Raw genomic sequence first — 23,087 nt, 5'->3', positions numbered from 1 at the left:
CCGCCACCGGCCACGAGAGGAGCACGTGTGCTCACCCTGACCGAGAACGCCAGCACCGCCGTCCGCGACCTCACCACCCGCGCGGGGCTCCCCGACTCGGGCGGTCTGCGCATCGCCGAGTCCCAGCAGCAGCTCGGCTCGTTCGAGCTCGCGCTCGTCCCGGAGGCCGTGCCGGGCGACGACGTCATCGACTCCGACGGTGCGACCGTGTTCGTCTCCCCGGAGACGTCGACGGCGCTCGCGGACCTCACGCTCGACGCCGACCCGTCGGCGACCGGCGCCCCGGGCTTCACCCTGGCGCCCCAGGGCTGACCACTCCCCGGGCGCACAGCGAGGGCCCGCGCAGCCGCTTGGTGCGGATGTGCGGGCCCTCGTCGTGCCGGGCGCCCCGGGCGGTCTCCCACCGTCCGGGGCTGGTGCCCGGCAACGGTCCGGCGACGGTCTCCCACCGTCGCCGGACCGGGTCACGGCCGGCCGTGCGTCAGGCGCGAGCGCCCTTGCGGCCGGTCAGCGCGCCGTAGATCAGCAGCACGACGATCGAGCCCCCGATGGCGAGCAGCCACGTCTGGATCGAGAAGAAGTCCTCGAGCGGACGGTCGAACAGCACGCTGCCCAGCCAGCCGCCCAGCAGCGCCCCGACCACTCCCAGGAGCAGCGTCACGAACCAGCCACCGGCCTGACGCCCCGGCAGGATCGCCTTCGCGATAGCCCCCGCGATCAGACCCAGCAGCAGGAAAGCGAAGAATCCCATCTGGCACCTCCAACGTCTCGTTCGGACGGAGAGAACCGTGACACGGGTGGTCGCGGTCCGCATCCGGAACGCGCGCGGGCCCGCTGGTGAGGGGTCCGCGCCGCGCCCGGCGGGTGGTCGTCAGGACATCTGGCTCACGACGAGCGCGCCGAGCGCGAAGCCGATGATGGTCGCGACGACCGCGACGATCAACGCGATCTTGCCGAGGCGCTCCTTGCGGACGACGGCCACGATGCCGGTGACGATGCCGGCGAGGCCGAACACGATCGGCAGGAACAGGATCGCGATCGCCGACAGGACGAACGTGATGATCGACAGCACCGGGGTGCCGGTGCTCGCGCCGGCCGGGGCGGGCGTGCCGTAGCCGGCCGCGCCTGCGGGCGGGGCCGCCGGCGGGGTCGAGGCGGGCTGGTGCGGGTCCTGACCGTACGGGTGCGTCATGGCTGTGTCCCCTGTCTCGTTCTCGGCGCGGGTCGTGCGCAGATCCGGCCGCCATCGGGGCGGCACGCCGAAAACTAGGGCGAATGCGACATGCGCGCCCGTCGAGACCGCGCCGTCACCCGTCCGGGTGGCGGCGCGGCGGGGCCTCAGGCGGCGGGGAGCAGGGCGAAGGCGTTGCCCTCGGGGTCCGTGAGGTTGACCCACCGGGCGGTGCCGCCGACGGCGCCGACCCGGCGCGCGCCGAGGCGGACGAGCCGCTCGGACTCGGACTCGAGGTCGGTGGTGACGAGGTCGAGGTGCAGGGCGTTGCGCACCACGCCGCCGGAGGGCACGCGGTCGAAGACGAGGCGCGGTGCGCCGGTGTGGTCGAGCAGCTCGGCGTGCTCGGGGCTGGCGCCGGGGGCGACGTCCCGGCCGAGCGCGGCGCCCCAGAACCGGGCGACGGCCTGGGCGTCGTAGGCGTCGAACGTCACGCCGTGGAAGGTGCTGGCCATCGGGGCCTCCTGGGGTGGTCGTGGTGCGGGTTCGCGGGCCGGCGTCGACGGTGCCCGGCCCCCCGCGGGGCGGGGAGGTGACCGGGCGTCGGAAGCGGCGTACCCTGGAACGGAGGTGCCTCCGTTTCGCGTTCGACTCTAACCGGAGGATCCTCCGCATCGCAAGAGCAATCCCGAGGAGCAGTTCCGTGACCACCCCGTCCGCCCCCGCCGAGCGCCCCGCACCGCGGCCGCTGCGCGCCGACGCCGCGCGCAACCGAGCCCGGCTGCTGGAGTGCGCCGCGACCGCGCTGGCCGAGGACGGCGACGCCCCGCTGGAGTCCATCGCCCAGCAGGCCGGCGTGGGCATCGGCACGCTCTACCGGCACTTCCCGGAGCGCAGCGCGCTGGTCGAGGCGGCCTACCGCCAGGAGGTCAGCGCCCTGTGCGACGCCGCGCCGGCGCTGCTGGACGACGACCGCCCCGCGGTGGAGGCGCTGCGCGACTGGATGGGCCGGTTCGTCCGGTATGCCGCCACCAAGCGGGGGATGGGTGCGGCGCTGCGCACGGCGGTGGGCTCGGACTCGTCGCTGTTCGCCGACACGAAAGCGGGGATCATCGCCGCGATCGACGAGCTGCTCGCGGCCGGCCGCGCGGACGGCTCGGTGCGGCCCGACGTCGACGGCGAGCAGGTGATGCTCGCGATGGGCGGCGTGTGGAACGTGCCCGACTCCGACCGGTGGGCCGAGCGCGTGCGGGGGCTGCTCGACCTGGTCGTCGACGGGCTGCGCTACGGCGCGGGCGACGCCCGCCCCTGAGGTCGTCCCCGGGGCGGGCGCCGTCGTCGCTCTCGGCCCGGCGGCTCAGGCGCGGGACAGGTACGCGCCGATCCGGTCGAACGCGCCCACCCAGGCGTGCTCGGCGAAGAAGTCCCGGATCTCGGGCGTCGGGAAGCCGCTCTGCACGACGCTCATCAGCGTGCCGCCGTCGACGGCCTCGAACGTGACGACCACGCGCGTCGCCATCGTCGCGCCGTCCGGGCTGCTGCCGACCGAGTCGGTGACCAGGCGGTGCGGGCGGTCGATCTCCAGGAACGTCTGGGTCTCGCGGAACAGCTCGTCGCGGCTCGGGCCCCAGACCGCGGTCTGCTGCCCGCCGACCCGCAGGTCGACCTCGATCTCGACGATCCCCGGCTCGGTGTCGAGGATCGCGAACCAGGTGCGCTGCTTCTCGGCGTCGGTGTAGGCGTCGAAGACCTCGTCCGGGGTGGCGGGCAGGACGCGCTGGGCGCGGAGCTCGAGGTCGGTGGCGTCGGTGGTCATGGCGTGGGTCCTTCCGGTCGCGTCCGGCGGGCCGCCTCGTCGGCGTGCCCGCGCTGCAGGGTGAAGAAGGCCTCGAGCCCGTCCAGCCGGCGCTCCCAGAGCCGCTGGTAGAACCCGATCCAGGACATCGCGTCGTCCAGGCGCTCCGTCCCGAGGCGGCACTGCCGGGCGCGCCCGACCTTCTCGGTGACGACCAGGCCCGCGTCCTCGAGCACCCGCACGTGCTTCGTCATGCCGGTGAGGGTGATGCCGTACGGCTCGGCGAGCTGCCCGATGGTCGCGGGGCCGTCGCCGAGGCGCACGAGGACGTCGCGCCGGGTCGCGTCGGACAGGGCGGCGAACACCTCGTCCAGGCGCTGTTGCTGAACCATGCGGTTCACCATAACGCTGAACCGATCGGTGCACAATCCCCTTCGCCGGCGGCTCAGCCCGCGCGGGCGCGGCGGTACGACGGCAGCCGCAGCCGCGCGGCCCAGCCCGGGACCCGCAGGTCCCCGGGGACGTGCAGCACCGGGTCGAACCGCAGCCCCGGGTCGTCGCCGTCGACCGGGCGTGCCGGGCACACCAGCCGGCCGAGGCGCTGCCAGCGGCCGCCCGGGCGCGCCGAGAGCAGCAGCAGGTCGACGCCCCCGTCCCGCGGTGCGCCGGGTGCGGGCACCGCGGCGACCAGCAGCGCCCGGCCGCCGGCGTCGAGGAACGGCATCAGCGTCCCGTGCGGGCCGGTGAGCGGCCGACGGCGGGGCACGAGGACGAACCGGCTCACCGGGCCCAGCCCGGTCGCGGACAGCAGCAGGTCGTGGGTCCGCCCGCCGACCTCCCACCGCACCGCGACGCCGAACACGTCGGGGAGCGGGGCGGGCAGGCCGGCGGCCCGCGACACCCGGGCGACCGCGGGGACCACCAGCGGCGCGCCGAGCTCGCGGGCGCCGGGGGCGTCGGTGTCGTCGACGAGCAGGGTGCCGTGCCGGACGACACCGCGCGGGTGCAGCGGCCGCGGGGACGGCCGGACGCGGTCGACCACGCCGACGAGCGCGCGCAGGACTGCGCCGGCGGCGTCGACCGCCGGCGCAGTCCCGGCGGGGCGCGAGGCCCCGTGCGCGCGGTTCAGGTGCGCACCGTCGTCGGCGTCGTGCGGGCGGCGGGGGTGGAGGCGGACATCGTGGAGATCCCTCCGTCGTGCGCACCGGCGAGCGGCTGTGCGGCGGGCGGCGGCGCCGGTGCCCGACGCGACCTCCAGCATGCGTCGGCGTCCCCCGGGGCGCACCCGGGGCCGCACCCGGGACGTCCCCGCCGTGCGGGACCGGCGCGGCGGGGCGATGCTCGGGACCTGGACGCCCCGCCCCCGGCCGACGAGGAGACGCCGTGCACGCCGACGAGAGCCCCCTGCTGACCGCGACCCGGCGCCTGGAGCGCGCCACCGCCCTGGACGAGGCGGTCGACCGGGTGCAGCCCGTCGTCCTCAAGGCGCTGCGGACCAGCCCGCGGCTCGCGTCGCTGCTGCACGGCCGGCCGCTGGGCCACGCCGCGCACCCGCTGCTCACGGACGTGCCGATCGGCTTCTGGGCGAGCGCGACCGTGCTCGACCTGACGCCGGGCGGTGGGGACGGCCGCCGCCGCGCCGCCGACCGGCTGCTCGGCCTCGGCATCCTGGCCGCCGTGCCGGCCGCGGTCACCGGCCTCGCGGACTGGGCGGTCTCCGACCGGAGGACGCTCCGGGTCGGGACCGTGCACGGGTTCCTCAACAACATCGCGCTCGGCCTGTACGGCACGTCGTGGCTGCTGCGCCGTGGCGGGCGCCGCGGGCTCGGCGTCGCGGTCGCGCTGGGCGCGGGCGGCGTCCTCGGCGCCAGCGGCTACCTCGGCGGGCACATGGCGTCCCGGCTCGGCTCGCCGCCCACGTCGGCGTCCGGCCCGGCCGAGCCGGAGGGCCGCGAGGGCACGGCGGCCGACGCGACCGCGTGACCGCGCGGCGCTCGGCCGCCGCGCTGCTGCTGCGCGGCCCCGGCGGTGTCGTGCGCGTGCTCGGCGCCCTGAGCGTGGTCGCCGCGGCGGTCGTCGACGGCCCGGTGGGGGCGGCGCTCCTGCTGCTCGTGCTCGCCGGTCTGGTGGTGCCCCCGGCCGTCCGCGCCGACCCGCGGCTCGACGCGGCGTACGGCATCGGGCTGCTCGCCGCCGGCTGGGCGGGGGCGCTCGACCTCTACCAGCGCATCTCGTGGCTCGACGTCGTCATGCACCTGGTCGTCACCGGCCTGATCGCCGCCGTCGCGCACCTCGTGGTCGCGCGCGCCACGGGGGCCGTCGTCGACCCGGTCCTGCCGGCGGCCCGGCGCACGCGCGTGGGCTCGGTCGGCGTGACGACGGCGCTCGGGCTCGGGCTCAGCGTGCTGTGGGAGGTGGGCGAGTACCTCGGGAACACGTACATCGACGCGTCGATCCACGTGGGGTACCGGGACACGATCGGCGACATGGCCCTCGGCGGGCTCGGCTCGCTGGCCGCGGGGCTGGCGCTGGTCGGGGCGGGCGTCGCGGCCGGGAGGCGGGGCTGACGCCGGCCGTCTCGACGACGCGCCGAGCCGATCCGCCGGGGCGGTAAGCGAGAACAGCGGACCGCTTGTTCTCGCTTACGACGATAAGCGAGAATAGCGGCGAACCTCTTCTCGCTCAGGAGCCCGATGACCCAGGGTGCGCAGCACGCGCCGACGGCCGCGTCGAACGACGCGGCCGGCGCCCGCGTGCCGCCGCACGGGTCCGAGGTCCTGCCGTGGACGTCGCGGTCCTCTCGGCGGACGGAGATCGACGAGTACCGGGCATCGGTCCCCCCGCTGATCGCCGATGTCGACCTCCGGCCGTCGCGCACGCTCCTGGAGGCCGCGCGCCGCGCCCAGGTCGAGATCGGGGTCCTGGAGCACGCCCACGCGGACCAGGTCGCGGCGTTGGAGCCGTTCCTGCTCCGCACGGAGGCCATCGCCTCCTCGCAGATCGAGGAGGAGCTCACGACGGTCGACCAGCTGGCGCGCGCGCAGTACGGCATCCGTGCACCGCGCACCGCCCGGACCGTGAAGGGGGCCATCGACGGGCTCGCGCTCCTCGTGGAACGCGCAGGCGGCGGGATCGTGCTGGACGACGTGCTGGCCGCGCACCGGCCGCTCATGGCGGACGACCCGCACGAGAAGTGGGACGCGGGTCGGCTCCGGACGGTGCAGAACTGGATCGGCGGCTCGAACCGCTCGCCGCGAGGCGCGGTGCACGTGCCGCCCGCACCCGCTCGTGTCCCGGGGCTGATGGACGACCTCATCCGGTTCGCCCGCCGGACCGATCTCGACCCCGTCGTGCAGGCGGCGGTCGTGCACGCGCAGTTCGAGTCGATCCACCCGTTCACCGACGGCAACGGGCGTCTCGGCCGCTCCCTCATCAACGCGGTGTGGCGGTTCCGCGGCGCGACACGGGAGATGGCCGTCCCGGTGGCCTCCGCCATCGTCGCGGACCGCGAGCACTACTTCGCGCTGGTGAACGGCTACCGCGACGGTGACGTCGAGCCGTTCGCCGCGTACCTCGCCGACGCGGCGTCGCGGGCGGTCGCGGCCGCCGAGGTGTCCGCGCAGCGGCTGCTGGCGCTCCCCGGCGAGTGGCAGGCGCGCGTACGCCCGCGCGCCGGGTCGGCGGTCGCCACCCTGCTGCCGCTGCTCGTGAGCCGTCCGGTGGTGGACGCCTCCGACGTGATGCGCCTGACCGGGGTCTCGTCCGCCCGGGCCTACGCGGCCGTCGAGAGGCTGGTCGAGGAGGACGTGCTGCGCCCGATCACCGAGTCCCGCCGCGACATGACCTGGGCGGCCGGCGAGGTGCTGGACGAGGCCGACCTCATGGTGGACCGGCTCCGGGACGGGTGAGCGGTCAGCGCGCTCCCGCGCCCGCCCGCGCCGGGGCGGTCGCGTCCCGGTCCTCGTCGGCGTCGTCCGCCGGGACCGTGCGGAAGATGATCTTGAGGATCGGGAAGAACACCACGAACGAGATCAGCGCGTTGATGATCATGGTGACCACGTCGGCGCCCGCCTCGCCCGTGCTGCCCCAGCGGTCGATCATCCACCGGTAGATCGGCGCCTTGTAGAAGCCCTGGAGCCAGGCGGCGGCGAACGTGATGACGACGTACGCGAACGCGTACCAGGCGGCGGCCCGCCACACGTTCGTGTCCGACTTGAACGTCACGGTGCGCTGCAGGAAGAAGTTGATGATCTGCGCGATCGCCAGGGTGATCTGCACGGCCAGGAAGTAGGCGAGCCCGCCGCCGCCCTCGGGCAGCGCCCCCGCGGCGTAGTCGAAGACGTAGAACGTGCTGCCGTCGGCGTTCGTGTTGACCCCGAGCACCTGGAACGCGGTGTCGACGAGCGGGGTCAGGCCGAACACCCACTTCAGCACCGGCATGAGCGCGAGCTGCAGGACCGTCATGGCCATGCTGATGCCGGTGAACAGCGCGAACTCCGCGACGGCGGGACGTGCCTCGGCGAAGCGCCGCCAGGCGCGGCGGGTGCGGCTGAGCATGGGGGTCCTCCTGGCGTGGGCGCGCCCGGTCCGTCCCGGGCCGAGGACAGGTAAGCCGACCGGCGGGCCCGGCGGCGGTCGTCCGGCACAACCTGTCCGCGGGGGTCCACAGGCTGTCGGGCGCGGCTAGCCTGCCCGTGTGACCGCCCCGTACCTGGACGCCCCCTGGCCGATCACCACCGAGCGCCTCGTGCTGCGCCCCGCGACGGCCGAGGACGCGTCGGCGGTCTGGGTCTACCGCCGGCTCCCCGAGGTCGCCCGCTGGATGACCGCGCTGCCCGACGACGAGCAGGCGTTCGCCGCGCGGTTCGTCGAGCCCGACCGCCTCGGCCCGACCCTCGTCGTCGAGCGGGACGGCGCCGTCGTCGGCGACCTCATGGTCCGCATCGAGGACGGCTGGGGCCAGACGGAGGTCGCCGAGCAGGCGAAGCGGACCCAGGCCGAGATCGGCTGGGCGTTCGACCCCGCCGCGCAGGGTCGCGGCCTCGCGACCGAGGCGGTGCGCCGGCTGCTCGACGTCTGCTTAACCGACCTCGGCCTGCGGCGGCTCACCGCGCTCTGCTTCGCGGACAACGCGCCGTCCTGGCGGCTCATGGAGCGGGTGGGGATGCGGCGCGAGGGGGAGTACCGGGCGGACTCGCTGCACCGGGACGGGCGGTGGCTGGACTCGTACGCGTACGCGCTGCTGCGCGAGGAGTGGGCGGCGGCGCGCTGACCCGGGGGCCGGGCCGCGCCCGGAACGCGAGGCCCGGCGTCACGGCGCCGGGCTGACCCCCTCCGCCCCGGCGGTCGCGCCACCTCCCGCGCCCGTGCCCAGCCGCGGCAGCTCCACGTCGAGGCACGACATCGCCACCGGGTCGCCGCCCGCCAGCGCCGTGACGCGCGCCGCCGCCTCCGACAGCCGGGCCTCGGGCAGCTGCCCCGAGCGGACCGCGGCCACGAGCCCGTCGCGCATCCGGGTCGCGTGGTTGCCGTCGGTCGCGAGGACCGCGTCGGCGCCCGCGGACACGGCCTGCACCGCTGCGTCGGGGAAGTCCCAGCGGAGGTTGACCGCGCCCATCCCGACCGAGTCCGTCATCGCGACCCCCTCGAAGCCCATGTCGCGCAGCAGCGCGTAGGCGCGCGGGCTGAGCGACGCGGGCAGGTCGGGGTCGAGGGCCGCGTACTGCAGGTGGTTGAGCATGACGACGGGCGCGCCGGCGTCGACCGCTGCCTGGAACGGCACGAGGTCGGTCGCCGCGAGCTCGTCCAGGGCCGCCTCGACGAGGGACGACTCGCGGTGCGAGTCGACCGCCGACCGCCCGTGCCCGGGGAAGTGCTTGACCGCCGAGGTGACGCCCGCGTCGGCGAGCCCGTGCGCGTAGGCGAGCCCGTACGTCGCCGCCCCCTGCGGGTCGGCGCTGAACGACCGGTCGCCGATCACGCCCGTCGCGGGGCCGTCGTCGAGGTCGAGCACGGGCGCCAGGTCGAGGTCCACGCCGACGCCGGCCAGCACCCGACCGGTCTCCGCGGCCCGGGCGCGGACGTCGTCCGGCGACTCCTCCCGGGCCATGCGCCGCGGCGACGGCCCCGCGCCGACGACCTGGCGCATGTGCGCCACGCGACCGGACTCCTCGTCGGTCGACACCAGGAGCGGCCGGCCCGCCGCGGCGCGCAGCCCGGTGGTGAGCGCCGCCACCTGCTCGGCGCTCCGGGCGTTCCCGCCCGCCAGGAACACGCCGCCGACGCCGAGCCCGACGACCTGCTGCGCGAGCGCGTCGTCCGCGCGCGTCACGCCCGGCAGCCCGACGACGAGCACGGCGGCCGCGCGGGTCTCGAGGGGCTGCGGGGTGCACGTGGGGGTGGGGGCGGGCGGCTCCGACGTCGGTGCGGCGGCGACGGCGGCGGCCTCGCTGACCGCGGGCGCGGGGCCGGCCGGGTCGCCCTCCGTCGCCCAGGCGAGGGGCACGGCGGTCGCCGCGGCGGCAACCAGCGCGGTGAGCAGGACGCCCGTCGCCCGGCGGGACCGCCGAGCGCGGCGGGCGTGCCGCGGCGGCCGGCCGGACGGGCCGGGGGTCGTCGGGAGGCTCACTCCGGAAGGGTACGTGGGTGGGCCCCGTGGGGATCGAACCCACAACCCGCGGATTAAAAGTCCGCTGCTCTGCCAGTTGAGCTAGAGGCCCGGGAGGTGCGCGGGCGCTCCCGCGTGGGGCACCCGCGGCACCCCGGGGCGGCGACGTGCTGCGCGGGGTGCCGAGGTCGACGGTACCGCCTTGTCACGCCGACCCCGGTCGGCGCCGCCGGGCCCGCCCTCCGCCCCTCAGCCCGCCACCTGCTCGTACCGCTCGACGAGCCCGACGAACTCCGACCGCAGCCCGTACGGGTCCTCGCCGAGCGCCTCCTCGGCCCGGTCGCGGGCGCGGCGGGGGTCGGCGCCGTCGGCGTACGCGGAGCCGGACGCGACGAGGCCGAACTCCGCCACCGCGGACGCGAACCGGAAGTCCGCGCCGGGGGAGCGGGTGTACGCGTCCGCGCCGGCCGGGACGACGACCTCGGTGCTCTCGGTCGCCCCGGGGTCCTTGTACCGGACGTGCACCGTGAGGAAGTCGTCGGAGCCGCGCGTCTTCCGGTCCTGGTAGTCGAGGTCGTCGTCGCCCCGGTCCCCGCGGCCGGCCGGCACGAGCTCGTAGAACGCCGTGACCGAGTGCCCGGCGCCGACGTCGCCGGCGTCCTTGGTGTCGTCGTCGAAGTCCTCGTCCTCCAGGCGGCGGTTGTCGTAGCCGAGCAGCCGGTACTGCTGCACGGTGGCGGGGTTGAGCTCGACCTGGAGCTTGAGGTCCTGGGCGACGACGAACATCGTGGAGTCGAACTCGTCCACCAGGACCTTGCGCGCCTCGTCGAGGGTGTCGATGTAGGCGTAGTTGCCGTTCCCGTGGTCGGCGATCGCCTCCATGGTGCTGTCCTTGAGGTTGCCCATGCCGAACCCGAGGACCGAGATGTGCACGCCGGTCCGGGCGTGCTCCTCGATGAGGTCGGTCAGCTCCTCGGGCGTCGACGGCCCGACGTTGAAGTCGCCGTCGGTGGCCAGGACGACCCGGTTGTTGCCGCCCTCGACGAAGTTCTTCGTGGCGAGCTCGTACGCCGTCTCCAGGCCCCGGGCGCCGCCGGTCGACCCGCCGGCGCTGAGCTCGCGCAGGATCCCGACGAGCGTGCTCCGCTGGTCCCCCGGCACGGAGTCGGCCAGGACGGTGTCGCTGCCGGCGTACGTCACGATCGAGACGGTGTCGTCCTCGTCGAGCTGCTCGACCAGGAGCTCGAACGACCGCGCGAGCAGCGGCAGCTTGTCCGGCTCGTCCATCGAGCCGGACACGTCGAGCAGGAAGACGATGTTGTTGCCCCGGCTCGTGGGGACGGCGTCCGTGGCCTGCACGCCGATCATCGCCAGCCGGTGGTCCGGGTCCCACGGCGCGTCCGCGACCTGCGTCGTCACCGTGAACGGGTCCTCCGCGTCCGGCGCGGGCGCCGGGTAGTCGTAGTCGAAGTAGTTGACGAGCTCCTCGATCCGCACGCCCTCGGGCCGGGTGCCCTGGGTCAGCTGGCGGCGCAGGTTGCTGTACGACGCGGTGTCCACGTCGGAGGCGAACGTCGACAGCGGGCTGGTCGCCACGTCCTGGAACGGCTGCTCCGGCGAGTCGTCGTACTCCTCCCGCGACTCGGAGGGGGCGTAGGGCCACGGATCGGGCGCGTACGCGTCGTCCTGCGCGACCTCCTGGCCGTAGGAGGCGTCGCTCGCGCCCCCCGAGCTGCACGCGCCGAGCGCTCCCAGCGCCACCACCGCGACCGCGGCGACCAGGCGGTCCCGCGAGCGCCGCGCCGTCCCGGGACGAGCCGCTTCCGTCGACGTCCGACCACGCATGAGATCCCCCTCCATCGTCCGATGGACGGCATGCTTCCGGCTCCGTGACCAGGGTGGACAGCACGGGAGCATCACGCTGACGTCCCGTTCCGGTCACGGCCGGCCCTGCGACCACCCGTTCGGGCGACCCCGGCGCGCCGGAGAGTGGTTGACGCCCCCGGGCGCCGGCAGCCATCATCGCCACATGGCGATGACATCCCCGGTTATCGATGACGAGAACGAGACCCGTTCCGTCGACGACGCCGCGCTCACCGCGCCGACCGCCGCGCTGTTCCGGGCCCTCGGCGAGCCCGCCCGGCTGACGATGCTCCGCCACCTGTTCACGGGCGAGCACTCGGTGCGCGAGCTGACCGAGCACCTCGGCCTCGCGCAGAGCACCGTCAGCGTGCACCTCGCCTGCCTCCGGGACTGCGGGCTGGTCACGGTCCGGCAGCGCGGCCGGTCCTCCATCTACGCGATCGCCGACCCCGGCCGCCTGGCGACGCTCGTCGGCGCGGCGGAGGACCTGCTGCGCGGGGGGTCGAGCCCGGACGCCTGCGCGCACCTCGCGGAGGAGCCCTCGTGAGCCACGACCACGGGCACGGCGGCGGTGCCGACGGCGCCCCCGCGGACCACCGGCGGCGGCTCGCGATCGCCTTCGGCCTGACCGCGTCGGTGCTGGTCGCCCAGGCGGTCGGCGCGCTGGTCACCGGGAGCCTCGCGCTGCTCGTGGACACCGCGCACATGCTCACCGACGCCGCGGGGCTCGCCACGGCGCTGGTCGCCGCGCACCTCGCGCTCAAGCCGGCGACGTCGCGGCGGACCTGGGGCTACCGGCGGGCCGAGGTGCTGGGCGCGCTCGCGCAGTCCGCGGTGCTGCTCGCCGTCGGCGGGTACGTGCTGGTCGAGGGCGTCCGGCGCCTGTTCGCGCCGCCCGACGTGCCGTCGACCGAGCTGATCGTGTTCGGCGTCATCGGGCTCGTCGCGAACCTGCTCGCGATCGCGGTGCTGGCCGGGGGCAGGAAGGCGAGCTTCAACCTGCGCGCCGCCTTCCTCGAGGTGCTGAACGACGCGCTCGGCTCGGTCGGCGTCATCGTCGCCGCGGTCGTGATCGCGACCACGGGCTGGCAGCAGGCCGACGCGGTCGCGGGCCTGCTCATCGGCGCCCTGATCGTCCCCCGCGCGATCCGGCTGCTGCGCGAGACGGCCGCGGTCCTGCTGGAGTCGACGCCGCCCGGGCTCGACCTCGACGCGGTGCGGGACCACCTGCTCGGCGTCGAGCACGTGCGCTCGGTGCACGACCTGCACGCGACGCTGGTCGCGACGGGGCTGCCGGTGGTCACGGCGCACATCACGGTCGACGACGAGTGCTTCTCCGACGGGCACACCGCGCGGATCCTCGACCAGCTCCAGGACTGCCTGGCCACGCACTTCCCGATCTCGGTCGAGCACTCGACGTTCCAGATCGAGCCCGCGTCGCACCGCACGCACGAGCACCTCGGGCACGCCTGACCCGTCCGGGGCGTGCGAGGCTCGTCCCATGCCCGACGCTCCCCGCCTGCCGGCCGACGACCGCCCCGCGATCATCCGGATCGTCGCGACCCTGGTGCTCGGGGGTGCGCTGACCCTGGGCGGTGTGCTCACGAGCACCCCGGCGGTGACGGTCGCCGGGGTGCTCGTGCTGTTCGTCTGCTCGCTCGCGACCCGGGTCTGGTACTTCCGCCGCCGGCGCTGACCCGCGGGTTCAGCGGTCGACGTCCTCCGGCTCCGGACCGGGGCTCGTCGGCCGCGCGGCGCCCGGTGCCCCGGACGGGGTCCCCGGCACCGCCTCGGCGCCGGCGCCGGCCGCGCCCGACGCGCGCTCGGCGCGGTGCGCCTCGTGCCGGGGGTCGCCCTGGTTGATGTCGTCGGGGTCCGGCCCGGGGCTCGACGGGCGGGTGGGTGCCTCGGCGGGCGTGCGGACGGGCTCGTCGCGGGGGTCCGGCGTGGTCGTCATGGCGATCTCCTTCGCACGGGGGCGGGTCGCGTACGGAGCGCCGCGACCCTGCGTCCACCCGACGCTACGCCCGTCCCGGGCGTGCGCATCCGGACGGACGGGACCCCTGTGCCCGGTCCGATATGTCCGGTATGGTCGCGCTGACGGGTGGCTCGAGAGCCACCCCGCCGCCGTCCTGCGCGCCCCGCACCGCGTCCTCGCGACGCGGACGGGCCGCCACACCCCCCGGACGGGCACCGCCACCGGCGGTCGCCCCCGCACGGGTGAGGAGACGCGTGGTGCTTCCCGTCGACCAGCTCGCCGCCGCCGCGGCCGCCGTCAGCGCGGTCGACCCGGTGCCGTGGGCCCGCTCGCAGATGGCGTTCACGCTGGGGTTCCACATCATCCTGGTGCCGCTCGGGGTCTCGTGGGCGGCGATGGCGCTCATCGCGAACTACCGCGGGGTGAAGCACGACGACCGCGACGCGATGGAGCTCGCGCAGCGCTGGTCGAAGTACATGGCGGTGACGTTCGCGGTCGGCGCGGTGACCGGGACGGTGCTGAGCTTCGAGTTCGGGCTGCTCTGGCCGCGGTTCATGGCCCAGTGGGGCGACGCGTTCGGCGTGCCGTTCGCGTTCGAGGGGATCTTCTTCTTCCTCGAGGCGATCTTCGTCGCGATCTACATCTTCGGCTGGCGGCGGCTGCGGCCCTGGCCGCACTTCTGGACCGGCGTGCCGATCGTGCTGACGGGCGTGCTGGGCTCGGTGTCGGTGGTCGCGGCGAACGCGTGGATGAACGCCCCCACGGGGTACACGCTCGGCGCCGACGGCCAGATCGTCGCGGTCGACCCGGTGCGGGTCATCTTCAACGACTCGATGCCCTGGCAGGCCGCGCACATGGTGGTCGCGGCGTACCTGGTCGGCGGGTGCCTGGTGGCGTCGGTGTACGCGTTCGCGATGCTCCGCGGCCGGCGGGACCGGTACCACCGGCTCGGGTTCACGATCGCGTTCACGGTCGCGGCGATCGCGGCACCGATCCAGATGGGGGTCGGCGACGGGCTGGCGCGCTGGGTCTACGAGAACCAGCCGGTGAAGTTCGCCGCGATCGAGCTGGTGCCCGAGACGTCGTCGGACGTGCCGGAGACGCTGCTCGGCCGGCTGGGCCCGGACGGGGAGGTCGAGGGCGGGCTGCCGATCCCCGGGCTGGCGTCCTGGCTGTCGGACCCGAGCACGGGGCGGGACACCGTCGTGCAGGGTCTCGACTCGGTGCCGGCGGACGAGCGGCCGACCACCCGCGAGGTCAACACCGTGCACCTCGCCTGGGACGTCATGGTCGGGATCGGCACGCTGCTCCTGCTGCTGGCCGGCTGGTACGGGGTGGTCTGGCTCGTCCGGCGCCGGGCGCCGCGGGGACGGCTGTTCCTCGCGGCGGTGTCCGCCTCCGGCGTGCTCGCCGTGCTGGCGATGGAGGCCGGCTGGATCGTGACCGAGGTCGGTCGGCAGCCGTGGATCGTCTACGAGGTGATGCGGGTCGAGGACGCCGCCACCGGCAACGAGGGCGTGTGGGCGACCTTCCTCGGCGTCGTCCTGCTGTACCTGGTCCTCGGCACGACGACGGTGCTGGTGCTGCGCGCGATGAGCCGGCGGTTCCGGCGGCAGGCGGCGTTCCGGGACGACGACACCCCCTACGGGCCGTCGCCCGACGGGGTGGGGCGGGTGCCCGACGACGCCCGCGCCCCGGAGCCGGCAGCGGGCGGTGCGGCGCCGGACCACGACGCGCGGGGGCCGCGATGAGCACCGCCGTCGCCGTCGTGCTGCTGCTCGCGCTCGCGGCCTACGCCGCGTTCGGCGGGGCGGACTTCGGCGCGGGGTTCTGGGACCTGACCGCGGGCGGCGCCGAGCGGGGGGCCGCGCCGCGGGCCGTCGTCGAGCGGTCGATCGGCCCGGTGTGGGAGGCCAACCACGTGTGGCTGATCTTCGTCCTGGTGGTGACGTGGACGGCGTTCCCCGAGGCGTACGCGGCGATCTGGCTCACCATGTTCGTCCCGCTGACGATCGCGGCGGTGGGCATCGTGCTGCGCGGCGCGAGCTTCGCGTTCCGCAAGGCCGTGGTCGGCACGGGCGCGCGGCGGGTGTTCGGCGGCGCGTTCGCGCTGTCGTCGGTGCTGGTGCCGTTCTGCCTGGGCGCCGTCGCCGGCGGCATCGCCGCGGGGGAGGTGCCCGCGGGCGGCCGGGCGGGCGACCCCGTCACCAGCTGGCTGAACCCGGTGTCGATCGCGGTGGGCGTGCTCGCGGTGGCGCTCGCGGCCTACCTCGCGGCGGTGTACCTCGTGCGGGACGCCCGGCACGGCGACGACCCGGCGATGGTCGGCTACTTCCGGCGCCGGGCGGTGGTGGCCGCGGTGGTGGCCGGCGTCGTCGCCGCGGTGGGGCTGGTCGTGGTGGACCGGGACGCGCACCCCGTCTTCGAGGAGCTGGTGACCACCGCGCTGCCCCTGGTCGTGGCCGGGACGCTGTGCGCGGTGGGCGCCCTGCTGCTCCTGCTGCGCGACGCGACCCGCGGGGCCCGGGTGCTCGCCGTGCTCGCCGTCACCGGCGTCATCGCCGCGTGGGGGGTGGCGCAGTGGCCCGACCTGCTGCCGGGCGCCCTCAGCGTCGCCGACGCCGCCGCCCCCGACGGGACGCTCACCGCCCTGGTCGCCGCCGTCGGGCTCGGGCTGCTGCTCGTCGCCCCGTCCTTCGTCCTGCTGTACGTCCTGGCGCAGCGCCGGCTGCTCCCCGAGGAAGGTGTCGAACCATGAGCGTGTCCCCGTTCCCGCCGATCGCCGACTACGCGTTCCTGTCGAACTGCCACACCGGTGCGCTGATCGCCCCCGACGGCTCGGTCGACTGGCTGTGCCTGCCGTCGTTCGACTCGCCGGCCGTGTTCGGCAACCTGCTGGACCGCGGGGCCGGGTCGTTCCGGTTCGGGCCGTACGGCATCAACGTGCCGACGGCGCGCGCCTACGTGCCCGGCACCAACGTCATGACCACGACCTGGCACACCCCGGGCGGCTGGCTGCTGGTGCACGACGCGCTGACCATGGGGCCGAGCACCGGCCACGACGCGATCACCCCGCACACCCGGCCCCCGGCCGACGACGACGCGGAGCACCTCCTGGTCCGGACGGTGAAGTGCCTGAGCGGCAGCATCGAGGTCGAGCTCGTCTGCGAGCCCGCGTTCGACTACGGGCGCACGCCGGCCACCTGGACCGCCGTGGGCGACGACGGCCACGCGGCCGACGCGACCGGCGCGGGGCAGACGTTCCGGCTCGCGACGGACATGCGGATCGGCATCGAGGGCGGGTCCGCCCGCGCCCGGCACGTGCTCGCGGAGGGCGAGACCGCGTACTGCGTCGTGTCCTGGGCGGAGGGGCTGGCGGTGCCGGTCGACGACGCCGACGCCGAGGGCCGCGTGCGGGCCACGATCGACTTCTGGCGGAACTGGCTCGCCCGGGCCCGGGTGCCCGACCACCACCTGCGCGCCGCCATCGAGCGGTCGGCGCTGACCATCAAGGGCCTGACGTACATGCCGACCGGGGCCACGGTCGCCGCGCTCACCACGTCGCTGCCCGAGACGCCCGGCGGCGAGCGGAACTGGGACTACCGGTACACCTGGATCCGGGACACCACGTTCACGCTGCAGGCGCTGCACTACCTCAACCTGGACTGGGAGGCCGACGAGTTCATGCAGTTCGTCGCCGACCTGGAGCCGGCCGAGGACGGCGGGCTGCAGATCATGTACGGGGTCGACGGGCGCCGGGACCTCACGGAGTCCACCCGGGACGAGCTCACCGGCTACGAGCACGCGCGCCCGGTCCGGATCGGCAACGCGGCGTTCGACCAGCGGCAGAACGACGTCTACGGCGCCGTGCTGGACTCGATCCTGCTGCACACGGTCCGCAGCCGGCACGTCCCCCGGCGCCTGTGGCCGCTGGTCGAGTCGCAGGCCGCGGCGGCGATCGCCACCTGGAAGGAGCCCGACCAGGGCATCTGGGAGGCGCGCGGGAAGCCGCAGCACTACGTGTCGTCCAAGCTCATGGGCTGGGTGGCGCTGGACCGCGCCGCGCAGCTCGCGGGCATCCGGGACGACCGGGAGCACGCGGAGCAGTGGCGGGCGACCGCCGACGAGATCCGGGCCGACATCCTGGAGCACGGGCTGCGCGACGACGGCGCGCTGCGGCAGCACTACGACACGGACGCGCTCGACGCCTCGACGCTGCTCGCGCCCCTGTTCGGCTTCCTGCCGCCGGAGGACCCGCGGATCCGGGCCACGGTCGAGGCGGTCGGCAACGAGCTGACCGAGAACGGGTACGTGCTCCGCTACCGCACCGACGAGACCGACGACGGCATGTCCGGCAAGGAGGGCACGTTCCTCATCTGCTCGTTCTGGTTGGTGTCGGCGCTCGCGGCGATCGGCGAGTCCGAGCGGGCCAACGACCTCATGGAGCGGCTGCTGCGCATCGCCTCCCCGCTCGGCCTGTACGCCGAGGAGTACGAGGTCGAGCGGTCCCGGCACCTCGGCAACGTGCCGCAGGCGTTCTCCCACCTGGCGCTGATGCAGGCGGCGGGGCGGATCATCCTCACCGACTTCCGCAAGGAGATGTCGCTGTGACCGCCGACGGCGCGGTGGACCTGCCGCAGGACCCGGTCGTCGTCCTCGGCGGCGGCCTCGCGGGCGTCGCGTGCGCCCACACCCTGGGCGACGCGGGAGAGCCGGTCGTGCTGGTCGACCGGAACGACTACCACCAGTTCCAGCCGCTGCTCTACCAGGTGGCGACGTCGCAGCTGCCCGCCGAGGACGTCGCGCGCCCGCACCGGGCGATCTTCCACCAGCACCCCACCGTGCGCGTGCTGACCGCCGAGGCGGTCGCGGTGGACGCCGCCGCGCACCGGGTCACGCTGGGCGACGGCACGGAGCTCACGGGGTCGCAGCTGGTGCTGGCCGCGGGGGCGCAGCCCGAGTTCTTCGGGGTGCCCGGCGCGGCGGAGCACGCCTTCCCGCTGTACTCGGTGGTGGACGCGGAACGGCTGCGGCGGCACCTGCACGGCCTCGTGCGGGAGCACGCGCACGCGCCCGGGACGCAGGACGCGCCGGAGCCGCCCGCGGGCGCGCTGGACGTCGTCGTGGTCGGCGGCGGCCCGACCGGCGTCGAGACGGCGGGCGCCGTGGCCGAGCTGATGGCCGCGCTGACCCGCACCGGGCGCCTGGCCGCGCCGGCGCGTGTCGTCCTGGTCGACCGCGGCACCGCCCTGCTCGCGCCGTTCACCGACGCGGCGCACCACTACGCGCACGGGCACCTGACGAGCGTCGGCGTCGAGGTCCGGCTGGGCACCGGGGTCGCGGCCGTGCACCCCGACCGGGTCGAGCTCGACGACGGCACGGCGATCCCCACCCGGACCGTCGTCTGGGGCGGCGGGGAGTCGGCGGCGCCGATCGTGCTCGGCGCGGGCGTGCCGACCGGCCGCGGCGGCCGCGTGGACGTGGCGGGGGACCTGAGCGTGCCCGGGCTGCCCGGCGTCTACGCGGTCGGCGACGCCGCCAACATCCCGGGCCCGGACGGCCGCACGCTGCCCCAGCTCGGCTCCGTCGCGCAGCAGTCCGGCCGGGCCGCGGGGGCGAACGTGCTCCGCGAGCGGCGCGGGGCGCCGACCGAGCCGTTCCGGTACAAGGACAAGGGCATCATGGCGATGATCGGCCGCAACGCGGCGGTCGCCGAGGTCGGGCACCGGCACCACACGGTCGAGGGCCCGGTCGCGTTCGCCGCGTGGCTCGGGGTGCACGCGATGCTGCTCAGCGGCGCGCACTCCAAGACCGACGCGTTCCTGTCCTGGGCGTGGGACTACTTCGACCGGGACCACTCGGCGCTGGTGGAGATGACGGACGCCCCGCACCGGATCGCGTGGGAGGACACGACGGCGGACGTGCCGCACATCGACCCGGGGTCGTGAGGCCCGCGAGGGCCGCGGCTCAGACCCACGGCCCCCGCCAGCCCCCCGACCGCTCGGTGAGCGCGTCGGCGGCGGCGGGCCCCCACGTGCCCGGGGCGTAGGCGTGCACCGGCGGCGGGTCGTCCAGCAGCGGCTGCATGATCCGCCACGTCTCCTCGACGGCGTCCTGCCGGGCGAACCGCGTGCTCACCCCGGAGAGCGCCGCCTGCAGCAGCACCTCGTACGGCGTCGGGCCCTCGCCGCCCTCGTCGGCGAACTGCATGTCGAGCTCGATCGGCGCGGCCAGCCGGGCGACGTCCGCGCGGTGCGCGTCCACGACGATCCGGATCCCCGTCGAGGGGTCGAGGCGGACGATCAGCTGGTTCGGCTCCACCACGCCGCCGCGCGGCCCGAACCCGAGCCGCGGCGGCCGCTGGAACACCAGCCGCAGCTCGGTCTGCGTCGCGCGCAGCTTCTTCCCGGTCCGGAGGTAGAACGGCACCCCGGCCCAGCGCCAGTTCTCGATCTCGAGCCGCAGCGCCGCGTAGGTCTCCGTGGTCGACCCCGGGGCGACGCCCGCGACGTCCCGGTACCCGTCGTACTGGCCGCGGACGTAGTGCCGCGGGTCGGCCTCGACCACCGCCCGGAACAGCGCGGCCTCGGAGTCCTTCAGCGTCGCCGGGTCGCCCCGGGACGGCGGCTCCATCGCGGAGGCCGCCACCACCTGCATGAGGTGGTTGACCACGACGTCCCGCAGCGCGCCGACCGGGTCGTAGAAGTGGCCGCGGTCGTCGACGCCGAAGTCCTCGGCCATCGTGATCTGCACGCACTCCAGGTAGCTGCGGCTCCACAGCGGCTCCAGGATCGCGTTGGCGAACCGCAGGTGCAGGATCTCCTCCAGCCCCATCTTCCCGAGGTAGTGGTCGATCCGGAACAGCTGCGACTCGTCCAGGTGCTCGTGCAGCTGGTCGGCGAGCTCCCGGGCGGACGCGAGGTCGTGCCCGAACGGCTTCTCGACGACGACCCGCGCGTGCTCGGTCAGGTCCGCCCCGGCGAGGCCGTCCACGACCCGGCCGAACAGCGAGGGCGGGATCTCCAGGTAGAACACCGGGGTCGCCGCACCGTCGACCGCCTTCGCGACCCGCTCGTAGGTCTGCGGGTCGGTGAAGTCGCCGCTGACGTAGGACAGCCGGCTGGCGAACCGGGCGAACACCTCCTCGTCGATCTGCTGCCCCGTCGCCTCGATCGAGGTCCGCGCGCGCTCGACCAGCCGGTCGAGCGGCCAGTCGTCGACCGCGACCCCGACGACCGGCAGGTCCAGCAGGCCGCGGCTCTCCAGCCGGTACAGCGACCGGAAGGTCATCACGCGGGCCAGGTCGCCGGTGATGCCGAACACGACCAGGACGTCGGCGGGTCGCGGCTCCGTGGCCGCGCGGGTTCCACTCATCGCTGCCTCCTCGGCGGGGCCGGGTGCGCGTGATCGCGACCCCGGGTCCGGTCCGAGCCAACTCCGGCGCGGCGCGCCCGTCCTCATCCGCCGCGGGCGATGCGGGGAGGGGAGGCGGGGAGTTGCGTGGGGCCATGGCGGACGACCGGCACTACGACGTGATCATCGTCGGCACGGGCGCGGGCGGCGGCACCCTCGGGCACCGGCTCGCGACGAACGGGGTGCGCGTCCTGTGGCTCGAACGCGGGGGCTTCCTGCCCCGCGAGCTCGACAACTGGGACACCCGGGCGGTGTTCGTGCGCGGCGCCTACCTCGCGCCGGAGCAGTGGTACGACCGGCACGGCCACGAGTTCCAGCCCGAGGTCAACTACTACGTCGGCGGGAACACCAAGTTCTACGGGGCGGCGCTGTTCCGGCTCCGCCCGGAGGACTTCGGCGAGCTGGTGCACCACGGCGGCATCTCGCCCGCGTGGCCGCTGTCCTACACGGACTTCGAGCCGTACTACACGGAGGCCGAGCACCTGTACAAGGTGCACGGCCGGCACGGCGAGGACCCGAGCGAGGGCCCGGCGGGTGCGGACTACGCGCACGGGCCGGTGGCGCACGAGCCGCGGATCCAGCAGCTCAGCGACGACCTCGAGCGAGCCGGGCTGCACCCCTTCCACCTGCCGATCGGGGTGGACCTGGTGGAGGAGTCGCCCGGGCACGCCACGCTCGGCAGCCCCTGCCTGCGGTGCTCGAAGGTCGACGGCTTCCCGTGCCTGGTGCGGGCGAAGTCGGACGCGGAGGTGATCTGCGTCGACCCGGTGCTGGGTCGCGACAACGTCACGCTGGTCACGGGGGCGTCGGTCCAGCGGCTGACCACCGACGCGGCCGGGACGACCGTCACGGGCGTCGAGGCGACCCTCGCCGACGGCAGCAGCACCACGTTCACCGGTGGCGTCGTCGTGGTCGCGTGCGGCGCGGTCAACTCCGCCGCGCTGCTGCTGCGCTCCCGGTCGGACGCGCACCCCGACGGGCTGGCCAACTCCTCGGGCGTGGTGGGCCGGCACTACCTCCGGCACAACAACGTCGCCGTGATGGCCGTGTCGACCGAGCCGAACCCCACCCGGTTCCAGAAGACCCTCGCGCTGAACGACTGGTACCTCGGGTCGGACGACTGGGACTACCCGCTCGGCGGCATCCAGCTGCTCGGCAAGTCCGACCAGGCGATGATCCACGCCGAGGCGCCGCGCTGGGCGGGGCGGCTGTCGCCGGACCTGCCGTTCGAGGTGATCGCGCACCACGCCGTCGACTTCTGGCTGTGCGGCGAGGACCTGCCGGACCCGGACAACCGCGTGACGGTCGACCGCGACGGCCGGGTGCACCTCGCGCTGGACGAGCGCAACAACGTCGAGGGCGTGCGGCGGCTGCGGCGGAAGCTCGACGGCCTGCTCTCCAGGCTCGGGATGCGGCCGCACCACCTGCTCGACCACAGCCTGTACCTGCACAAGTCGATGCCGATCGGCGCGACCGCGCACCAGGCCGGGACGGTGCGGTTCGGCACCGACCCGGCGAGCAGCGCGCTCGACCCCGACTGCAAGGCGCACGACCTCGACAACCTGTACGTGGTGGACACCAGCTTCTTCCCGAGCATCGGCGCCGTGAACCCGTCGCTGACCGCGATCGCGAACGCGCTGCGGGTCGGGGACCACCTCCTGGACCGGCTGCGGTGAGCGGCCCGGGCGTGCGCGCGCGGCACGGGGTGGCGGCCGCCGGGTTGCTGGTCACCGGGCTGCTGGCGCTGGCCACCGCCTGCTCGGGCGGGTCCGGCGGGTACGGCGGCGCGTCGTCGGAGAGCCCGTCGCCGAGCGGCTCCGCGAGCGCGTCCGCGGCGCCGACGGCCCCGGCGCCGTCCGGCTCCCCCCTCGCGCTGACCGCCGGGTCGTCCGTCGTCGGGCTGCCCGAGCGCGTGGCCGCGCCCCCGGCGGGCGCGGTGGCCGGGGCGGCGCGCACCACCGACCCCTCGCTGATCTACGTCATCACCTTCGGGTCGAGCACCTGCCCGATGGTCGCGGACCCGACCGCCGTCGCGACCGGCGCGGCCGGGTCGGCCGCCGTCGAGATCACCTTCCCCGAGCCGACCGCCGGGGCGTGCACCGCGGACTACGTGCCGGCGACGAGCGTCGTGGCGGTGCCGGACGTCGGCTCGGGCGACCTGCGGGTCGAGCTCGGGCCGGCCGGGGACGTCACGCTGCCCGCGGGGTCGAGCGACCCCCAGTGGGTGATCGACGAGGGCTGACGCCGGGCGCGGGTGCCG

The 23,087-nt window shown here is 75.3% G+C and carries 26 protein-coding genes and 1 tRNA gene; 15 read left to right on the top strand and 12 right to left on the bottom strand.

What is annotated here, in order from left to right; all coding sequences use genetic code 11:
• The first annotated feature begins 27 nt into the window (after positions 1–27).
• The gene (locus AC3WUG_RS08480; RefSeq protein WP_217615461.1) at positions 28–312 is read left to right on the top strand and encodes an adhesin; all 285 of its coding nucleotides are present in this window, start codon (positions 28–30) and stop codon (positions 310–312) included.
• Between the two features lie 169 nt (positions 313–481).
• Here AC3WUG_RS08480 and AC3WUG_RS08475 read toward each other — a convergent pair whose 3' ends face one another.
• The 3 genes from AC3WUG_RS08475 to AC3WUG_RS08465 all read right to left on the bottom strand — a co-directional run bounded on the left by AC3WUG_RS08475 (position 482) and on the right by AC3WUG_RS08465 (position 1,686).
• Positions 482–751, bottom strand: coding sequence for a GlsB/YeaQ/YmgE family stress response membrane protein (locus tag AC3WUG_RS08475; RefSeq protein ID WP_492327280.1), 270 nt, complete (start codon positions 749–751; stop codon positions 482–484).
• 120 nt (positions 752–871) lie between these two features.
• The gene (locus AC3WUG_RS08470) at positions 872–1,192 is read right to left on the bottom strand and encodes a hypothetical protein (RefSeq protein WP_492327279.1); all 321 of its coding nucleotides are present in this window, start codon (positions 1,190–1,192) and stop codon (positions 872–874) included.
• 146 nt (positions 1,193–1,338) lie between these two features.
• Positions 1,339–1,686, bottom strand: coding sequence for a VOC family protein (locus AC3WUG_RS08465; protein ID WP_492327278.1), 348 nt, complete (start codon positions 1,684–1,686; stop codon positions 1,339–1,341).
• A gap of 188 nt (positions 1,687–1,874) precedes the next feature.
• On the opposite strand from AC3WUG_RS08465, the gene AC3WUG_RS08460 reads away from it, so the two are divergent.
• Positions 1,875–2,483, top strand: coding sequence for a TetR/AcrR family transcriptional regulator (locus AC3WUG_RS08460; RefSeq protein ID WP_218705349.1), 609 nt, complete (start codon positions 1,875–1,877; stop codon positions 2,481–2,483).
• A 45-nt stretch (positions 2,484–2,528) separates the two neighbouring features.
• On the opposite strand, the gene AC3WUG_RS08455 is transcribed toward AC3WUG_RS08460, so the two are convergent.
• From AC3WUG_RS08455 to AC3WUG_RS08445, 3 genes are read right to left on the bottom strand one after another with little or no spacing between them, the layout of a single operon-like run.
• Positions 2,529–2,987, bottom strand: a complete 459-nt coding sequence (locus AC3WUG_RS08455; RefSeq protein ID WP_492327277.1) for an SRPBCC family protein — start codon at positions 2,985–2,987, stop codon at positions 2,529–2,531.
• Positions 2,984–3,358, bottom strand: a complete 375-nt coding sequence (locus tag AC3WUG_RS08450) for an ArsR/SmtB family transcription factor (RefSeq protein WP_492327276.1) — start codon at positions 3,356–3,358, stop codon at positions 2,984–2,986. The genes AC3WUG_RS08455 and AC3WUG_RS08450 overlap by 4 nt, the downstream gene beginning before the upstream one ends.
• Before the next feature lie 53 nt (positions 3,359–3,411).
• Complete coding sequence (locus tag AC3WUG_RS08445) at positions 3,412–4,008, bottom strand: hypothetical protein (protein WP_492327275.1); 597 nt, start codon at positions 4,006–4,008, stop codon at positions 3,412–3,414.
• A gap of 341 nt (positions 4,009–4,349) precedes the next feature.
• On the opposite strand from AC3WUG_RS08445, the gene AC3WUG_RS08440 reads away from it, so the two are divergent.
• The 3 genes from AC3WUG_RS08440 to AC3WUG_RS08430 all read left to right on the top strand — a co-directional run bounded on the left by AC3WUG_RS08440 (position 4,350) and on the right by AC3WUG_RS08430 (position 6,874).
• Entirely contained in the window at positions 4,350–4,949 is a 600-nt protein-coding gene (locus AC3WUG_RS08440; RefSeq protein WP_492327274.1) for a DUF2231 domain-containing protein, read from the top strand.
• Positions 4,946–5,533 (top strand): DUF2238 domain-containing protein, encoded by a 588-nt coding sequence (locus tag AC3WUG_RS08435; protein WP_492327273.1) that lies wholly within the window; start codon positions 4,946–4,948, stop codon positions 5,531–5,533. Before AC3WUG_RS08440 ends, AC3WUG_RS08435 begins: the two co-directional genes overlap by 4 nt.
• A gap of 126 nt (positions 5,534–5,659) precedes the next feature.
• A complete protein-coding gene (locus tag AC3WUG_RS08430; RefSeq protein ID WP_492327272.1) occupies positions 5,660–6,874 on the top strand; it encodes a Fic family protein in 1,215 nt (404 codons plus the stop codon).
• A 4-nt stretch (positions 6,875–6,878) separates the two neighbouring features.
• On the opposite strand, the gene AC3WUG_RS08425 is transcribed toward AC3WUG_RS08430, so the two are convergent.
• Positions 6,879–7,523 (bottom strand): hypothetical protein, encoded by a 645-nt coding sequence (locus AC3WUG_RS08425; protein ID WP_492327271.1) that lies wholly within the window; start codon positions 7,521–7,523, stop codon positions 6,879–6,881.
• A 139-nt stretch (positions 7,524–7,662) separates the two neighbouring features.
• Here AC3WUG_RS08425 and AC3WUG_RS08420 point away from each other — a divergent pair, with 139 nt between their 5' ends.
• Positions 7,663–8,238, top strand: a complete 576-nt coding sequence (locus AC3WUG_RS08420) for a GNAT family N-acetyltransferase (RefSeq protein WP_492327270.1) — start codon at positions 7,663–7,665, stop codon at positions 8,236–8,238.
• 39 nt (positions 8,239–8,277) lie between these two features.
• On the opposite strand, the gene AC3WUG_RS08415 is transcribed toward AC3WUG_RS08420, so the two are convergent.
• The 3 genes from AC3WUG_RS08415 to AC3WUG_RS08405 all read right to left on the bottom strand — a co-directional run bounded on the left by AC3WUG_RS08415 (position 8,278) and on the right by AC3WUG_RS08405 (position 11,418).
• Positions 8,278–9,594, bottom strand: coding sequence for a glycoside hydrolase family 3 N-terminal domain-containing protein (locus AC3WUG_RS08415; RefSeq protein ID WP_492327269.1), 1,317 nt, complete (start codon positions 9,592–9,594; stop codon positions 8,278–8,280).
• A gap of 18 nt (positions 9,595–9,612) precedes the next feature.
• A tRNA-Lys gene (locus tag AC3WUG_RS08410) sits at positions 9,613–9,685 on the bottom strand.
• 137 nt (positions 9,686–9,822) lie between these two features.
• Entirely contained in the window at positions 9,823–11,418 is a 1,596-nt protein-coding gene (locus AC3WUG_RS08405) for a vWA domain-containing protein (protein WP_492327268.1), read from the bottom strand.
• 184 nt (positions 11,419–11,602) lie between these two features.
• Between AC3WUG_RS08405 and AC3WUG_RS08400 the strand changes: the two genes are divergently transcribed.
• From AC3WUG_RS08400 to AC3WUG_RS08390, 3 genes are read left to right on the top strand one after another with little or no spacing between them, the layout of a single operon-like run.
• Positions 11,603–11,983, top strand: a complete 381-nt coding sequence (locus AC3WUG_RS08400; protein WP_492327267.1) for an ArsR/SmtB family transcription factor — start codon at positions 11,603–11,605, stop codon at positions 11,981–11,983.
• Entirely contained in the window at positions 11,980–12,909 is a 930-nt protein-coding gene (locus tag AC3WUG_RS08395; RefSeq protein ID WP_492327266.1) for a cation diffusion facilitator family transporter, read from the top strand. Before AC3WUG_RS08400 ends, AC3WUG_RS08395 begins: the two co-directional genes overlap by 4 nt.
• 28 nt (positions 12,910–12,937) lie before the next feature.
• Positions 12,938–13,132, top strand: a complete 195-nt coding sequence (locus tag AC3WUG_RS08390) for a hypothetical protein (RefSeq protein ID WP_492327265.1) — start codon at positions 12,938–12,940, stop codon at positions 13,130–13,132.
• 9 nt (positions 13,133–13,141) lie between these two features.
• On the opposite strand, the gene AC3WUG_RS08385 is transcribed toward AC3WUG_RS08390, so the two are convergent.
• Positions 13,142–13,393 (bottom strand): hypothetical protein, encoded by a 252-nt coding sequence (locus AC3WUG_RS08385; protein ID WP_492327264.1) that lies wholly within the window; start codon positions 13,391–13,393, stop codon positions 13,142–13,144.
• Between the two features lie 275 nt (positions 13,394–13,668).
• Here AC3WUG_RS08385 and AC3WUG_RS08380 point away from each other — a divergent pair, with 275 nt between their 5' ends.
• The 4 genes from AC3WUG_RS08380 to AC3WUG_RS08365 are packed head-to-tail and all read left to right on the top strand — an operon-like array spanning position 13,669 to position 19,362.
• Positions 13,669–15,165, top strand: coding sequence for a cytochrome ubiquinol oxidase subunit I (locus AC3WUG_RS08380; RefSeq protein WP_492327263.1), 1,497 nt, complete (start codon positions 13,669–13,671; stop codon positions 15,163–15,165).
• Positions 15,162–16,172, top strand: a complete 1,011-nt coding sequence (locus AC3WUG_RS08375) for a cytochrome d ubiquinol oxidase subunit II (RefSeq protein ID WP_492327262.1) — start codon at positions 15,162–15,164, stop codon at positions 16,170–16,172. Before AC3WUG_RS08380 ends, AC3WUG_RS08375 begins: the two co-directional genes overlap by 4 nt.
• A complete protein-coding gene (locus tag AC3WUG_RS08370) occupies positions 16,169–18,025 on the top strand; it encodes a glycoside hydrolase family 15 protein (protein ID WP_492327261.1) in 1,857 nt (618 codons plus the stop codon). The genes AC3WUG_RS08375 and AC3WUG_RS08370 overlap by 4 nt, the downstream gene beginning before the upstream one ends.
• Positions 18,022–19,362, top strand: coding sequence for an NAD(P)/FAD-dependent oxidoreductase (locus AC3WUG_RS08365; RefSeq protein WP_492327260.1), 1,341 nt, complete (start codon positions 18,022–18,024; stop codon positions 19,360–19,362). Before AC3WUG_RS08370 ends, AC3WUG_RS08365 begins: the two co-directional genes overlap by 4 nt.
• A 19-nt stretch (positions 19,363–19,381) precedes the next feature.
• Here the strand turns inward: AC3WUG_RS08365 and zwf are convergent, their stop codons facing one another.
• Entirely contained in the window at positions 19,382–20,788 is a 1,407-nt protein-coding gene (gene zwf, locus AC3WUG_RS08360) for a glucose-6-phosphate dehydrogenase (RefSeq protein WP_492327259.1), read from the bottom strand.
• A 134-nt stretch (positions 20,789–20,922) separates the two neighbouring features.
• Between zwf and AC3WUG_RS08355 the strand changes: the two genes are divergently transcribed.
• On the top strand, positions 20,923–22,503 hold the full coding sequence (locus AC3WUG_RS08355) for a GMC oxidoreductase (RefSeq protein ID WP_492327258.1): 1,581 nt from the start codon (positions 20,923–20,925) through the stop codon (positions 22,501–22,503).
• Between the two features lie 11 nt (positions 22,504–22,514).
• Positions 22,515–23,069: a hypothetical protein gene (locus AC3WUG_RS08350; protein WP_492327257.1), complete on the top strand. Its 555-nt coding sequence runs from the start codon at positions 22,515–22,517 to the stop codon at positions 23,067–23,069.
• The last annotated feature ends 18 nt before the right edge of the window (positions 23,070–23,087 follow it).

Source organism: Cellulomonas sp. EB106-03-03-XG116 (genome assembly GCF_058792015.1).
This window is presented reverse-complemented; position numbering and strand designations above follow the sequence as displayed.